16 protein-coding genes and 1 tRNA gene are annotated in these 14,436 nt (G+C 71.0%); 11 read left to right on the top strand and 6 right to left on the bottom strand.

All coding sequences use genetic code 11. The annotated features are described in order from the left end of the window. Positions 1–47 precede the first annotated feature (47 nt). The 3 genes from HCN51_RS09095 to HCN51_RS09085 all read left to right on the top strand — a co-directional run bounded on the left by HCN51_RS09095 (position 48) and on the right by HCN51_RS09085 (position 3,493). Positions 48–815: an ABC transporter ATP-binding protein gene (locus HCN51_RS09095; protein WP_168008680.1), complete on the top strand. Its 768-nt coding sequence runs from the start codon at positions 48–50 to the stop codon at positions 813–815. Continuing rightward, the gene (locus HCN51_RS61210) at positions 812–2,131 is read left to right on the top strand and encodes an FtsX-like permease family protein (RefSeq protein ID WP_168008678.1); all 1,320 of its coding nucleotides are present in this window, start codon (positions 812–814) and stop codon (positions 2,129–2,131) included. The genes HCN51_RS09095 and HCN51_RS61210 overlap by 4 nt, the downstream gene beginning before the upstream one ends. A gap of 168 nt (positions 2,132–2,299) precedes the next feature. Then, positions 2,300–3,493 carry a benzoate/H(+) symporter BenE family transporter gene (locus tag HCN51_RS09085; protein ID WP_240972654.1) on the top strand — a complete coding sequence of 398 codons (1,194 nt, stop codon included), beginning with the start codon at positions 2,300–2,302 and terminating at the stop codon, positions 3,491–3,493. A 4-nt stretch (positions 3,494–3,497) separates the two neighbouring features. On the opposite strand, the gene HCN51_RS09080 is transcribed toward HCN51_RS09085, so the two are convergent. Continuing rightward, a complete protein-coding gene (locus tag HCN51_RS09080) occupies positions 3,498–4,658 on the bottom strand; it encodes an MFS transporter (RefSeq protein WP_168008677.1) in 1,161 nt (386 codons plus the stop codon). 116 nt (positions 4,659–4,774) lie between these two features. On the opposite strand from HCN51_RS09080, the gene HCN51_RS09075 reads away from it, so the two are divergent. The 3 genes from HCN51_RS09075 to HCN51_RS09065 all read left to right on the top strand — a co-directional run bounded on the left by HCN51_RS09075 (position 4,775) and on the right by HCN51_RS09065 (position 7,882). Next, entirely contained in the window at positions 4,775–5,668 is an 894-nt protein-coding gene (locus HCN51_RS09075; RefSeq protein ID WP_168008675.1) for a LysR family transcriptional regulator, read from the top strand. Between the two features lie 76 nt (positions 5,669–5,744). Next, positions 5,745–6,905, top strand: a complete 1,161-nt coding sequence (locus tag HCN51_RS09070; RefSeq protein WP_168008673.1) for an alpha/beta hydrolase — start codon at positions 5,745–5,747, stop codon at positions 6,903–6,905. Continuing rightward, positions 6,902–7,882, top strand: coding sequence for an NADPH:quinone reductase (locus HCN51_RS09065; RefSeq protein ID WP_168008671.1), 981 nt, complete (start codon positions 6,902–6,904; stop codon positions 7,880–7,882). The genes HCN51_RS09070 and HCN51_RS09065 overlap by 4 nt, the downstream gene beginning before the upstream one ends. Here the strand turns inward: HCN51_RS09065 and HCN51_RS09060 are convergent. Further along, positions 7,869–8,459, bottom strand: coding sequence for a TetR/AcrR family transcriptional regulator (locus HCN51_RS09060; protein ID WP_346433583.1), 591 nt, complete (start codon positions 8,457–8,459; stop codon positions 7,869–7,871). The two genes, HCN51_RS09065 and HCN51_RS09060, sit on opposite strands and share 14 nt — an antisense overlap. 73 nt (positions 8,460–8,532) lie before the next feature. Between HCN51_RS09060 and HCN51_RS09055 the strand changes: the two genes are divergently transcribed. The 5 genes from HCN51_RS09055 to HCN51_RS09035 all read left to right on the top strand — a co-directional run bounded on the left by HCN51_RS09055 (position 8,533) and on the right by HCN51_RS09035 (position 11,641). Continuing rightward, a complete protein-coding gene (locus tag HCN51_RS09055; protein WP_168008667.1) occupies positions 8,533–9,105 on the top strand; it encodes a dihydrofolate reductase family protein in 573 nt (190 codons plus the stop codon). A gap of 9 nt (positions 9,106–9,114) precedes the next feature. Further along, complete coding sequence (locus HCN51_RS09050; RefSeq protein WP_168008665.1) at positions 9,115–9,273, top strand: hypothetical protein; 159 nt, start codon at positions 9,115–9,117, stop codon at positions 9,271–9,273. A 23-nt stretch (positions 9,274–9,296) separates the two neighbouring features. Next, on the top strand, positions 9,297–9,965 hold the full coding sequence (locus tag HCN51_RS09045) for a transglutaminase domain-containing protein (protein ID WP_206066765.1): 669 nt from the start codon (positions 9,297–9,299) through the stop codon (positions 9,963–9,965). A 106-nt stretch (positions 9,966–10,071) separates the two neighbouring features. After that, positions 10,072–11,058, top strand: a complete 987-nt coding sequence (locus tag HCN51_RS09040) for a hypothetical protein (RefSeq protein ID WP_168008663.1) — start codon at positions 10,072–10,074, stop codon at positions 11,056–11,058. Between the two features lie 106 nt (positions 11,059–11,164). Beyond that, entirely contained in the window at positions 11,165–11,641 is a 477-nt protein-coding gene (locus tag HCN51_RS09035) for a hypothetical protein (protein ID WP_168008661.1), read from the top strand. A gap of 763 nt (positions 11,642–12,404) precedes the next feature. Here HCN51_RS09035 and HCN51_RS09030 read toward each other — a convergent pair. The 4 genes from HCN51_RS09030 to HCN51_RS09015 all read right to left on the bottom strand — a co-directional run bounded on the left by HCN51_RS09030 (position 12,405) and on the right by HCN51_RS09015 (position 14,426). Further along, positions 12,405–12,478 (bottom strand) — tRNA-Ala (locus HCN51_RS09030). Between the two features lie 48 nt (positions 12,479–12,526). Beyond that, positions 12,527–13,111, bottom strand: coding sequence for a divisome protein SepX/GlpR (gene sepX, locus HCN51_RS09025; protein ID WP_168008659.1), 585 nt, complete (start codon positions 13,109–13,111; stop codon positions 12,527–12,529). A 124-nt stretch (positions 13,112–13,235) separates the two neighbouring features. Beyond that, positions 13,236–13,889, bottom strand: coding sequence for a GNAT family N-acetyltransferase (locus HCN51_RS09020; protein ID WP_186404701.1), 654 nt, complete (start codon positions 13,887–13,889; stop codon positions 13,236–13,238). 57 nt (positions 13,890–13,946) lie between these two features. Next, positions 13,947–14,426 (bottom strand): MogA/MoaB family molybdenum cofactor biosynthesis protein, encoded by a 480-nt coding sequence (locus HCN51_RS09015; RefSeq protein WP_168009087.1) that lies wholly within the window; start codon positions 14,424–14,426, stop codon positions 13,947–13,949. Positions 14,427–14,436 lie beyond the last annotated feature (10 nt).

Here is a 14,436-nt window from a genome sequence, read left to right as displayed (position 1 = left end):
CGTTCATATGAAACGAACGTCTAAAACGATCCTTTAGGGAGCTCTTCATGTACGCGCCACCCGTGCTGCGCATCCGCGACCTGCGCTGCGAGTACCCGGGAGAAGCCGGCCCGGTCCACGCCCTGCGCGGCATCGACCTCGACGTCCCGAGGTCGTCGTTCATCGCGATCATGGGCCCGTCCGGCTCCGGCAAGACCACCTTGTTGCACTGCGCCGCCGGCCTGCAGCGGCCGACGTCCGGCTCGGTCGAGCTCGACGGGCAGGACCTGCGCAGCCTCGACCAGGCACAACTCGCGCAACTGCGCAGGCGCCGCGTCGGATTCGTCTTCCAGTCGTTCAACCTCCTGCCCGCGCTCTCGACCGTCGACAACGTCGAGCTCCCCCTGCGCCTCGACGCACGCAGGACGCACCCGGCCCGCACCGCCGACCTCCTCACCCGCGTCGGCCTCGGCAACCGCGGCAGCCACCGCCCCGACCAGCTCTCGGGCGGCCAGAAGCAGCGCGTCGCGGTCGCGCGGGCCCTGATCACCGACCCCGAGATCGTCTTCGCCGACGAGGCCACCGGCGCCCTCGACATCCGCAGCGCCAGAGAGGTCCTGCGGCTGATGCGCGAGCTGGCCGACCACGGCCAGACGATCATCATGGTCACGCACGACCCCGTCGCCGCCTCCTACTCCGACGCCGTGCTCTTCCTCGCCGACGGCCGCATCGTCGACAGCCTCAAGCAGCCCACCGCCCAGCAGGTGGCGGGCCGCATGGCCGTCCTGGTCGAGTCGGCGGAGCAGGCCGCCAACAGCGCGGTGACAAGCCGATGATCAGAATCGCCGTACGCTCCTTCGCCTACCACCGCACCGCCGCCATCGCCACCGGCCTCGTGGCACTCGTCGGCACGATCCTCATCACCAGCATGATGACCCTGCTCGGCACCGGTCTGGCCCCGAGCACGGCCGCCGCCGACCGCGCGTTCCTGGTGCAGTTCCCGCTCATCATGGGCGGCTGGACGGTCGCGATCGTGCTGTTCGCCATGGTCTCGACGATCAACGTCGCCCTCGCCGGCCGCGCCGGGGAGATCGCCGGCATCCGCCTCATCGGCGCCGGCCCCCGGCAGGTCCAGCGGATGCTCGTCGTGGAGACCGCCGCCGTCACAGCCGTCACAGCCCCGTTCGGCCTGGCCGGCGGCTACGTGATCGGCCGGATCGTGACCGGCGACATCCAGGCCGCCGGCCTCACCAGCGCGACCTCGGTGTTCGCCCCCGGCGTGCTGCTGCCCGCACTCGGCGTGCTCGTGGTGCTGGCCGCGAGCGTCCTCGCCGCCTGGATCGGCAGCCGCTCCCTGGCCCACCGCAGCCCCGTCGCCGACGCCCCGCCCCTCGCCCGCCGCACCCGCGCGACCCCACCCGGGCGCCGCGTCACGGCCACACTCATGATCATCGCCGGCCTGGGCTCATCCGCCGCGGTGCTCGGCATGGACCCGTCCGACGTGCTCACCACGGCGATGACCGGGCCCGGCTGCGTGCTCGTCGCCGTCGGCCTCTGCGTCCTCGCCCCCGAGCTCATCGCCCTCGTCAACCGCGCGTCCACCCGCCGCACCCACCGCGCCGCCCCCTCGCACCTGGCCGCGATCAACCTCTCCGCCGCCCCCGGCCGGGTACGCCCCACCGTCACGTTCCTCACCCTGTTCGTCGGCGTGGCGGCGGGCACGCTCAGCATGCAGGGCATCGAGAACGCGGCCGGCACCACCGGCAGCACGGGCCAGGTGCTCGCCTCGATCAACTACTTCGTGGTGGCGCTGATCGCGGCCTTCATGGCCATCGCCCTGACCAACAACCTCGTCGCCGCCATCTCCCAGCGCCGCACCGAGTTCGCGGTCATGTCCCTGGTCGGCTCGACGAGCACCCAGACCCACCGCATGCTCGTCCGCGAGATCGGGGCCGCCACCGCCATCAGCGTCGTCGCCGGCAGCGTCGGCGCCTTCCTCGCCGTCCTCCCCTTCGCCATCGTCAAGACCGGCAACCCCCTCCAGGCGGCGGCCCCCCTCCCCTACGCGATCACGATCGCCATCGGAATCGGCGTCACCCTCGGCGTCTCGTCCCTGGTCGGCAGGCACGTCATCCGCACGGCAACACCATGATCCCCATTACCGTCCCCCGCCCGTACGGTTTCGCGGCCGAGGAGCACCACCCGCGGCAACGGCCTTCGACCCTCGCTGATGGCCGGAGGCTTGTCCGGTGATGACATGGCTGGCTATGGTTCGTTCCGTATGCGGAACGAACGGCGACACCGAGGAGTGGGCGTGCGGATGCAGGCCGTCATGGCGGGGCTGGTCAGCGCGGTGGTGGGCTACGCCAGCTCGTTCACCGTCGTGCTCGCCGGGCTGCGCGCCGTCGGCGCGACGCCCGGGCAGGCGGCGTCGGGGCTGCTCGCCCTCTGCTGCGGCATCGGCGCGACGGCGATCTTCCTCGGGCTGCGCTACCGCATGCCGATCAGCATCGCCTGGTCCACCCCAGGGGCGGCGCTGCTGCTGGCGACCGGTCCCGTGCCCGGCGGCTTCCCGGCCGCGGTCGGTGCGTTCGTCGTGTGCGCGGCGCTCATCGTCCTGGCCGGTCTGTCGCCCTGGCCGGCCCGGGCGATCGCCGCCATCCCGCGCCCGATCGCCAGCGCGATGCTGGCGGGCGTCATCCTCAGCCTGTGCACCGCACCGGTACGCGCCGTCGTCGACGTCCCGCTGCTGGCCGTGCCCGTCGTCCTGACCTGGGCGGTGTTGCAGAGATACCTGCGGCAGTGGGCCGTTCCTGGAGCGCTCGTCGTGGCGGTCGTCGCCATCGCGATCCACGGCACCGGCGGCGGCCTGTCCAGTGCGACCCTGCGTCCGGCGGTCGAGCTGACCGTCCCCACGATGAGCCCGTCGGCGCTGGTGAGCATCGCCGTCCCGCTGTTCCTCGTCACCATGGCCGCCCAGAACGTGCCCGGCATGGCGGTCATGTCGACCTACGGGTACGCGCCGCCCCTGCGCCCGCTCCTCGTCACGACCGGTCTGGCCAGCGCGGCGGCGGCGCCGTTCGGCGGCCACGCGCTCAACCTGGCCGCGATCACCGCGGCGCTGACCGCCGGCCCCGACACCCACCCCGACCCGGGCCGCCGGTGGATCGCGACGGTCGCGCTCGGCGCCGGCCAGCTGGCGCTCGGCCTCGGCGCCGGGCTGGCGATGGCGCTGGTGCTGCTGTCCCCGCCCGTGCTGGTCACCGCCGTGGCGGGCCTCGCGCTGCTGTCGGCGCTCGGCTCGTCGCTGGCCGGCGCGGTGACCGAGCCGGAGGGGCGGGAGGCCGCGGTGGTCACCTTCGTGGTCACCGCCTCGGGGATGACGATCCTGAGCATCGGAGCTGCGTTCTGGGGCCTGGTCGCGGGCGGCCTGACCGCCCTCCTCCTGCACAGGCGGCCCACTCCCGTGAAAGCCGACCAGGAACGCCACGAAGTGGCCGAGCAGCGAACGTAGGAGCTCAGCGCAGCTTCACAAAGGTGACCACCGCCATGATCGCAGCGATCACCCCACCGCAGACCATCACGGCCGAGACCGAGAACGCGTCGACGACCCGCCCACCCGCAAGCGCCCCGAGCGCGAACGTCGCCTGGAAGGAGGAGGTGAAGATCACCGTCGCGGCCTCGGGCGCGCGTGGGGCGGCGGCCATGAAGGCGGCCTGCGAGCAGACGGGCACACCCCCGTAGGCCAGCCCCCAGACCACGAGCAGCACCACGGCCCCGACGGAAGTGCCGCCGGCGAAGGGCAGCACCAGGGTGGCGACCGCGATCAAACCTCCGGCGACCGCGAAGGCGGCCCGCAGGCGCGTGGTGGCGGCCCGGCCGGCCAGGAAGTTGCCGCCGATCCCCGCGACCCCGTACACCAGCAGGACCGCGCTGACGGCCGCGGGCGTCAGGCCGGTGACGTCCAGGAGGAAGGGGGTGACGTAGGTGTAGGTACCGAAGTGGGCCAGGACGACGAGGAACGTGGCCATCAGGGCGAGCACCGTACCGCGGGCACGCAGCAGGCCCAGCAGGACGCGCGGGCTGGTGACCTGCTCGGCGGGCAGCGGCGGCAGCAGCACGAGCAGGGCGGCCATGACCAGCAGCGCCAGCACGGCGAGGGCCAGGAAGGCGGTCCGCCAGCCGGCGAGGTCGCCGATGAGCGTGCCCGCCGGGACGCCGAGCACGGACCCCAGCGGCACGGCCGAGAAGATCACTGCGGTGGCGGTGCCGACGGCGTGCGGCGGCACCAGACGTCCGGCCAGCCCGGCGCCGATCGACCAGAAGCCGCCGATGGTGAGGCCGACGAGCACCCTGGAGACCAGCATGACCCAGTAGGAGGTCGCCGCCGCGGCCAGCACGTCCGCCACGGCGAGCACCGCCATGAGGACGCACAGCATCACGCGGCGGTCCAGGCGCGCGGTGGTCAGGGTGACGGTGGGCGCGGCGAGCGCGGCGACGATGCCGGGCAGGGTCATGGTCAGCCCGGTGACGCCGTCGGAGGTGCTGAAGTCGGCGCCGATGGCGGTCAGCAGGCCGATGGGCAGGATCTCGCTGGTGACGATGGCGAAGATGCCCAGCATGAGCGAGGTGACGGCGAGCCGGCCGACGAGGGGACGGGCGAGCGTGGTGGTGGACATGAGTTCCGTTCGGGCAGGTGCGTGTGGGTGCGGGCTCCAGCCAAGCAGCGAGGAAGGCGCAGGTACCGGCACGTTTCGGACGCGACCATCAGCCCGTACGGCCGGATAATCGTCCTATGATCAGTTCGCGCCAGCTGGAGTACTTCCAGGCGGTCGCCAGGGAGCTGCACTTCACCCGGGCGGCCGAGGCGTTGCGCATCGCGCAGCCGGCGCTGTCCCAGCAGATCCGCAAGCTCGAACGGCAGCTCGGCCTGGCCCTGTTCGAGCGCAACAACCATCGGGTGGCGCTCACCCCGGCGGGCGCCGCGCTGCTGGAGCACGCCGACCGCATCCTCGCCGACCTGGTGTCCGTCGAGGACGAGATGCTCGGCTGGGCCGCCGGGGTTCGCGGCCGGATCCGCCTGGGTGCCGCGCGCGGACTGATGGGGCGGCTGGCCGAGGCACTGGCGGTGTTCTGCGGCACGTACCCGGCGGTCGAGGTGGAGCTGCGCGAGCTGAACACGGAGGAGATGTCGGCCGCGCTGCACGCGGGCCGGCTCGACGTGGCCACGCTGGCGGCCCCGCCGCCGCCCGGTGACCGGCGGCTGGCCTGGCGGTCTCTGGGCGATGAGCCGCTGGTGCTGGTCACGGCCGCCGAGGGAGCGTTCGCGGGGCGGGAGCAGGTGCGGCTCGCCGAGCTCGACGGCGCCGACCTGGTCGTCTACGCCTCGGGGTCGGCGGTGGGCGCGATCGTCCAGGCGGCGCTGGCCGAGGCGGGGGTGAGCGTGCACGCCCGGTTCGAGAGCAGGGAGTACGGCACGGCCCGCGCGCTCGCGTCGGTCGGCCTGGCCGCCGCGATCATGCCGCGCTCGGTCGCCGTGGCGCCGGGCCCGCCGGTCAGCGTGGCGTCCCTGGATCCCGAGCCGGTCTGGCGGCCGACGCTGGCCTGGCCGTCCGGCCGCCGTCCCGCTCCCGCGCTGGCGGCGTTCATCGGCTTCATGACCGGCGATAACTCCGCAATATCACCATAAGTCCGATCATGTCTTGGACTTATCACCTTGTACGGCGGCATCGTGGTCTCACCACGAAAGAACAGGAGACCACGACATGGACCGCCAGGAACGAGGCCGCCGCGAGTACACGGCCATGATGGGATCGGCCCCCGAGCAGGCCCTGGCCGGCCTGCGCAGGCAGTCGCCCGAGCTGTTCGACGCCATCCTCGAAGGCTTCGGCGGGCCGATCGCCCGCACCGAGCTGAGCCGTACCGCGAGAGAGCTGGCGACCGTCACCATGCTCGCGGCGCTCGGCGGCGCGGAGCCGCAGCTCGCCGTGCACACCGCCGCCGCGCTGAGCAACGACGTCACCCCCGCCGAGCTGCGCGCCCTCGCCGAGCACGTGTCCCTCTACGCCGGCATGCCGCGGGCGCTCAACGCGCTGCGCGTGATCGACGAGGTGCTGACCGCGGCCGGGACGCCCGCGCCCGCCGCCCTCCAGCGGGTCCGGCTCGCCGACCACGAGACCGTCGTCGCCCGGCACGGCGAGTCGGGGCCGCCCGTCGTGCTGCTGCACGCGCTCGGGCTCGGCTGGCGCATGTGGGAGCCCGTCATGGAACAACTCGCGCGAACCAGGCAGGTGTACGCCTACGACCTGCGCGGGCACGGCGCAGCCGCCGGGGCCCCGACCTCGTTCACCATGGAGGACGCCGCCGCCGACCTGTTCGGCGTGCTCGACGCGCTCGGCCTGGAGCAGGCCCACGTGGTCGGCCTGTCGTACGGCGGCGGCATCGCGCAGACCGCCGCCGTCGCGAGGCCGGAACGGTTCGCCTCCCTGGCCCTGCTGGGCACCACCGACCATGCCTTCGAGGCGTTCGAGGGGCGGGCCAGGTCCGCCGAGGAAGAGGGCATGGCGGCCCAGATCGTGCCGTCGCTCACCCGGTGGTTCACCCCGGCCGCGCTCGCCGTCAACGGTCCCGGCGTGCGTTACGCGCGGGAGCTGGTGCTGCGCGCCGACCCGGCCGACTGGGCCGCCGCGTGGCGCGCGTTCAAGGGGGTGGACGTGCAGGGACGGCTGGCCGGGTTCGAGCCGCCGACGCTGGTGCTGGCCGGAGAGCTGGACGCCTCGTGCACGCCGGAGATCATGAAGGCGCTGGCCGGGCGCATCCCCGGCGCCACCTACCAGGAGCTTCCCGGCACTCCACACATGATGTCGCTGGAACGGCCCGACCTGGTCGCCGCCGCGCTCGACGCCTTCCTCCCGCGCGCGTCATGAGGGCCGTCTGGTACGACCGCACCGGCCCCGCCGGCGACGTGCTCACGGTGGGCGAGCTGCCCGATCCCGAGCCCGCCGCCGGCGAGGTGCGCGTCCGCGTACGAGCCGCCGGCGTCAACCCGGCCGACGTCAAGCGGCGACAGGGCGCGGGCGACCGGGTGATGCGCGACCCGCGCGTGATCCCCGGCGACGACGGCGCCGGCGTGATCGACCGCGTCGGCCCCCGCGTTCCCACGTCGTGGATCGGCCGCCGCGTGTGGGTGCACTCCGCGAACCACGGCCGCCCGTTCGGCACGTCCGCCGAGTACGTGGTGGTGCCCGCCGCCCAGGCCATCGAGCTGCCCGCGAAGACGTCGTTCGAGGCAGGGGCCTGCCTCGGCGTGCCGGCGCTGACGGCCCACCGCTGCCTGTTCGCCGACGGCCCGGTGGCCGGGCGGACGGTGCTGGTCATCGGGGCGGCCGGGGCCGTCGGCCACTACGCCGTCCAGCTCGCCGCGCACGCCGGCGCCACCGTGATCGCCACGGCCCGCACGCCTGAACAGCGCGCCTCGGCCCTGGACGCCGGCGCCCACCACGTGATCGACAACCGCGCGCCCGGCGCCGCCGAGGCCGTCCTCGACCTCGTGCCCGGGGGCGTGGACCGGGTGGTGGACGTGGCCTTCGGCGCCAACCTGCCGTTCACCTCCGAGGTCATCGCCACCGGCGGCACCATCGCCACGTACGCCTCCGACGCCGTACCGGAGCCGGCGCTGCCGTTCTACCGGCTGATGCGGAAAGGCGCGACGATCCGGACCACGTTGGTGTTCGTCATGCCGGCCCCGGCCCTGCGGGCCGCCACCGAGCACGTCACCCGCGTGCTGGAGGACGACGTCCTCACCCACCCCATCGCCGCCCGCCACCCGCTCGCCGCGGCGGCGGACGCGCACCGCGACGTCGAGACCGGCCACGCCCCCGGCAAGGTCCTCATCCTCCCGTGACCCCGTCGCTCGCCAGCGACCTCCGGACGGCGGCGTCCACCAGCTCGTGCACCTCCTGCTCGGTGAAGATGTCGGGCAACGTCAGCCGCTCCACGATGAGCCAGTTGAGGGCCAGGTAGAGCAGCACCACCGAGGTCGAGTCGCCGGGCAGGCCGGAGGCGGCGTGGTAGCCGATGTTGGCGTCGATGTCCTCCCGGATGCGCCTGGTCAGCACGGCCCGCAGCTCGGGGCGCCGCGTGGACTCCAGCCGCAGCTCCAGCAGCGCCAGGTAGCCGGAGTTGAAGGCGGAGACCCGATCCACCAGCTCGTGCATGAGCTCGGCGTAACGCGTCTCGTCCTGCACGCCCTCCCGGCCGCGCGCGATCGTGGCCTCGTCGGGCAGCAGCCGCTCGTAGATGCGCCCGCCGACCTGGGTGAACAGGTCGTCGCGGTTGGCGAAGTAGTTGGACGCCGTGCCGGGGGGAACGGCCGCCTCCGCATCGACGGCCCGGAAGGTCAGCCCCCGCGCCCCTTCCCTGGCCAGCACCTCGATGGCCGCGTCGATCAGCGCCTGCCGCCGCTTCGGATTCCTGCGCACTTGACACCACTCCATCCGTAGTACTACTTTCAAACCACTTCAAACAGAGTACTACATCAGGAGTTGAACGTTCATGCGAAAGCTGGTCTACTACATCGGCGTCTCACTCGACGGCTACATCGCCGGCCCGAACGCGGAGTTCGACTTCTACCCCGTGTCCGACCAGATGGCCGCCTGGATCAACGCCCGCTACCCCGAGACCCTCCCCACCCACATCCGCAAACTCGTCGGCCTGGAGGACGCGCCCAACAAGGTCTTCGACACGCTGGTGATGGGCCGCGGCACCTACGAGCCGGCCCTCGACGTCCCCACCACCAGCCCTTACGCCCATTTGCGCCAGTACGTCGTCTCCCGCACCCTGACGATCGACGATCCGACCGTCCAGGTGGAGCCGGGCGACCCGATCGAGCTCGTCCGGCGCCTGAAGGCCGAGGACACCGGCATGGACATCTACCTGTGCGGCGGCGGCAAACTCGCCGCCTCCCTGCTCCCGGAGATCGATGAGATCATCCTCAAGAGCTACCCGGTGGTGGCCAGCGCGGGCATCCCCATGTTCTCCGGCCACTTCCGCCCCACCCTGTTCACCCCCGCCCGGCGCGAGTCCTTCGACAACGGCGCCCAGGTCACCTGGCTCACCAGGGCTTGAGGAGAATCCATGCACATCAGACTCCCCGCCTCGATCACCCCGTCCAAGACCGACCCGCGGTCCCACTCCTCCCACCGCCACGAACCACCGGCCCGCGACCTCAAACCCACCGCCCGCCCCACCCTCTCCCGCCGCCCGACCGCCGCCCCACGGCGCGGCGGGTACTGAGCAGGACGCCGAGGAGCAATCACGTGGCGATCTCCTTAGGAAGTACGGCGGCCACCCCGATCCTCGACTGGCGGCACCCCCTGATCCTGGCGTTGCTGGCCGAGATCCGGGACGTCGCCCCTACGGGAGAGCGAGCGTTCCTGATCACGGCGCACCAGCTCATCGCAGCCCGCGTGCGCCCCGTCTACGCCATGAACGAAAGGCAGCCCGCCTCCCGGACCCTGCGTCTGGGCCGCGGCTCGTGCAGCCAGCGATTGGCCCTGCTGGAGGCGGCGGCACGCGGCCGCGGGATCCCCACGCGCGTCAGAGGGCTGCTGCTCGATGGACGTTTCTGGCATCCGCGGTTCCCGCGGCTGCGTGCGCTGATCCCCCGGCGGGTGGTGCTGGCCTGGCCGGAATTCCTCCTCGACGGGAAGTGGGTGGCCGTTTCCGAGCTTTACGGCGACCTGACCGCGCTACGAACGGGAGGCCGATTCACCAACACCGGAAGCGTGACACTCTTCGACGCGATCGCGCACACCGCCGTGGACTGGGACGGCGGCACCTGCTCCTCCTGCGACCTCTCAGGACACGTCCTGGCCGATCTGGGCTGTTTCACCGCCCGCGACGACCTGTTCGACCAGCACGGCCAAACCCTGTGCCTGCCGGTACGGATCCCCGTAGACCTCATCATGGGCCGCCGGGCGGCTTGAGACGCCTCCCCATATCAATTCGAGGTCCCCTTGATGGGCGGCTGGGAGGCTGCGCTCGATCCGGCAGCTCGTCCTGAAAGCCGGGAATCGACCCGCGAGGAGTTCCATGCGTAAGCACGTGCGCACAATCCTGGTGAGCGCGTTGGCCGCCGCCGGGCTCATGGTGCCGGCGAACCCCGCGTCCGCCGCCACGGCCTGCACCTACCTGGGCAACCTCCCGGACCAGAACGGCGACGACTACGCCTCGATCGCGGGCGCGAGCGCCAGCGGCGAGTACGCGATAGGCGCCAGCGAGGACAACGGCCGCTTCTTATGGCGCAACGGCCAGACCGTGGCGAAGTGGCCCACCATGGACGGCAACAAGCGCGACACCCCGCGAGACGTCAACAGCAGCGGCACGGTGATCGGCAGGCTCACCCCGTGGGGAGGGCCGTCGGAGCCGTACGTGTGGCGGCCCGGCTCGGGGTCCAAGGTGAAGCTGGCCAAGGTGTCCGGCTCCACCTACACGGAAGAGATCGCGATCAATGACAAGGGGGACATCGTCGGCCTGGCCAGCGTCAGCTCCGGAAATTCGGTGGTGGTGTGGCCGGCGTCCAACTACTCGACGTACCGCGTCGTCGGGCAGGGCCGCCCGGTGAGCATCGACAAGGACGGCCGCATCCTGCTCACGTCCAAGAAAATGTTGTACCCGGACGGCACCCTGCACGACCTGCAGACGCCGGCCGGAGTGAGCAGCTTCTCCATCACGGAGAGCGACAACAGCGGCCGGCCGGTGGGCTACGGCACGGCCACGTCGGGCGGCGAGGTCGCCATCGTGTGGAACAGCGACGGCTCGGTGCTGCACACCCGCGCGGGCGCCCGCCCGGTGGCGGCGAACACCGCCGGCGACACCGTCGGCCTGGTCAAGAGCACGACCACCGCCGGCTACGACTCGGGGTTCTGGGGAGCCTCCGGAGCGCCGGTGATCTTCCCGTATCCGGACCCGCTCGCCTGGCCGGGCGACATCTACCTGGGCGACAACAACATCGTCCACGCGATGTGGGTCACGGACGACTACCAGAACACGTACTGGGCTCGGTGGAGCTGCAGCTGACCCCGGACGCTCGGACGCCGGTCCCCGGCAACGCGAAGGCCGCTTCCGACGCTCGGAAGCGGCCTTCGGCCTCTCCGGACCTTGACCGCTGTGCTTAGCTGTGCGGATGCCGAAGATCATGCGGATGGTGACCCGGGGCGCAATGGCGGGCGCCGCCTGCGGCGTTCTGGTGGCTGCCATCTACAACTCGTACAGTCCGGAAGACCCCTCCAGCCCGGACTTAGACGTGATGTTCCTGGTCGCCGCTCCTCTGGGTGCGGTGCTGCTCTTACTGGGCCGGCTGCCGCGCTGGTGGCTCGTCGCACTGATCGGCCCCATCGCCGCCTCTGCCCTGAGCGTGAACCTGTTCGTGGCTCTGACCATGGCTCTGGCCTGGGTCCCGATCCCCGCATCAACCTGGATCCCGATCTCCGACGAGATGTACATGGGCGTGGTCTTCGCGCTCGCCTGCGCGATCGGCTACGGCGCCACAACCTGGGCGGTGAGTACGGCCGCGGGCAGGATGACCAGGATCGTCATCGCGGCAGGGCTCGCGGTCGTCATCGTCCTGGAGTTCATGCCTGGATCGCCGTGGTGGAGCTGACCCCAACCGGGCGAGTGCCCGTACGGTCGACGCAGGGGGAGACGGTACGCACGGTCGGCCGGCCGCGCACGTCCCCGTCCCCCGATTCACATCAGCCGACGGCGTACGCACGAGTGATCGTCTGCGTCACCCCTGCCCCGCCCCCGCCCTCGGCGAGTCGGACACCGTCACCGGCAGTGACACGAACCCGGGCTACCCCGGGTTCAGCAGCACAGCCGTCCACCGCGTGCCATCCCGCACGACCGGCACCTGCCGCCAGCCCACGCCGGTGGACATCTCCAGCCGCATCGACGTGATCGACGCCTTCGCGGCGCCCGGATTCGCTCCACCCACAGCGGCACGCGGGTCCTGCTGCCGGGCTCGGCGCGGTCGTGGTCGTCCAGCCCTTTTCGGCTCGCGCCGTCGTCCGGTTCCCGTCTCCTCCCGTCCCGGAACCTGAGGACGCGCAGCCGGACCGCATCGTCCTCACGCGTGAATACCCATCGGTACTCGGCGGGCTCACCATCCCAGGAAAAGCGGATGTCGTCGCCCTGCGTAACCCGCACCAGGCTGCACAGGAGGTCGCGGAGAGCATCAGTCACGTACGACACGACCATCCGGGCCTCACGCCCTTCATGGGCGATGGTGACCACAGACCATCCGTGCTCCGGCGCTCCATAGGAGAACTCGATCCGCGACATGGTGGTCATCGTCGCAGAACCACTAGTCACTCAGAAGATCAAAAAGGCCACTTCCGATCACCGGAAGTGGCCTTTGACCTGGGTGGAGATGAGGGGATTCGAACCCCTGACCCCTTCGATGCGAACGAAGTGCGCTACCGGACTGCGCTACATCCCCAAGGACTCGACTAGATTAGCAAACTTCCGAGAGTCCTCGCGCCACCCATCAATCCCCCACCGCCCGCTTGGGCGGTTCGGCGTACTGATCGAAGAGGACGTCGGGATGGTGCGGCGTGAGGTCGATGACCTCGGCCTCCGCCTCGGCGGCGGCCCGCCGCTGCTCACGCTGCCGCCGCAGCCGCTCAGCATGCGCCTGGAGCGCCCGTTCGCGGCGTTCCCTGTCCACCTGTACGGCGATGCGGAGAAACGTCATGTACGCGAGCATGATGACGACGGACGGTGCGACGCCCCACCACGGGATGACCTTCACCGCGGCGGTGACGACGGACGCGAGCACCAGCAGGGCGGTGAAGAAGAGCAGGCGCCGGCGGCGGGCGACGATGATGGCGCGGCGCCGGAGGCGGAACTGGCGGACGTCGACCTTCTCGATCTCCACCGGCGGCGCCTCGTCGTCCTCGTCGGAGTCGGGCGGGGCGAGGTTGTCGAGATCGGGGAGCTGGTGCTCGCCGGTGTAATACTCTTCGAGCTCGGCCAGCTCGGCGAGGTTGGCCTTGTCCTTGCGCAGCCACATCGGGATGAGGACGCACAGCCACATCACGACGATGGCGAAGTAGAGGAGGACGCTGCTCACGACCACCTCCGGGCAGCACGAAGACGCGGATGTGCTCGTCGCGCCTTCAATATGCTCACGTCACGCACCGTAAGACCGCGTGTCACTGATTGACGAGCATTCGGTGCGGTGTGTCGCGAGATCGTCAAACCTCTTCGACAGGAGACCCGCCGTGAGCGGCTGACTCACGCGCGCGACGCCACTGCACGAGCAGCCCGCCAGGAACATCCTCAACGGTCAGCGCGTAGCAAATGTGGTCGCGCCAGGCTCCGTCGATGTGAAGTTGGCGACGCCGAATGCCTTCTTCCCTGAATCCCAGCTTCTCAACCACTCTACGGCTGGCTTGGTTCTCGGGGCGGATGTTCGCTTCCAGCCGATGCAAACCGGTGGTGAAAAAGCAGTGGTCAACGGCCATGGCGAGCGCGGTGGGGATGATGCCCTTACCCGCCAGGGCCCCGTCGACCCAGTAGCCGACCTGGGCAGAACGGGCGGAGCCCCACACAATGGCACCCACGGTCAGCTGCCCCGCGAACCGCCCGTCGTAGGTCACCACCCACGGCAGCGCGAGCCCCTGCCGCGCCTCGCGGCGCAGGGTGCCGACCATCGAGATGTACGGCCCGAGCCCCGTCCTGAACAGCGGCGTCTCGGGATTGCTGGGCTCCCACGGGCGTAGCCAGTCGGCGTTGCGCAGCCGAGTCTCGCGCCACACCCGCACGTCGCCCAGCCGCAGCGGCCGGAGGCCTACCGGACCTTCGTTCAGGGTCACCGGCCAGCCACGAAGTCGATCCACATCTCTCATCATCCCCCTATCGGGCGCGATGTCGCCACGGATCATCGAGGGCGATCGGATCCGCCGTCAGCGCGGGTGATCGCCTCCCCGGATCTGATCGGCCGCGTGCCGCAGAATCGGAGCCAGTACGGCGACGCCGTCACGCACGCCGCCCGACGAACCGGGCAGATTAACGATCAAGGTGTTGCCCGCCTGCCCGGCCAATCCACGCGACAGTACGGAGGTCGGCACTTTTTCGCGATTTGCCAACCGGATGGCCTCCGCAATGCCCGGAATTTCGCGAGAAATTACCCTGGCCGTCATCTCCGGCGTCAAATCCATGGGCGTCAGCCCGGTCCCTCCGGTGGTGACGATCACGTCGTAATCACTGGACACTCCGTCACGCAGCGCAGTCTCGACCGGCTCGCCGTCGGGCACCACCACCGGCCCGTCGACCACCTCGCACCCGGCGTCCTGCCGGAGCAGGTCGACGAGCAGCGGCCCCGATTTATCCTCATAAATCCCCGCCGACGCCCGGTTCGACACCGTGATCACCAACGCCCGCACCACAGCCACC

The sequence above is a fragment of the Nonomuraea composti genome (assembly GCF_012034275.1).
In the GTDB taxonomy this organism is placed as follows: domain Bacteria; phylum Actinomycetota; class Actinomycetes; order Streptosporangiales; family Streptosporangiaceae; genus Nonomuraea; species Nonomuraea composti.
This window is presented reverse-complemented; position numbering and strand designations above follow the sequence as displayed.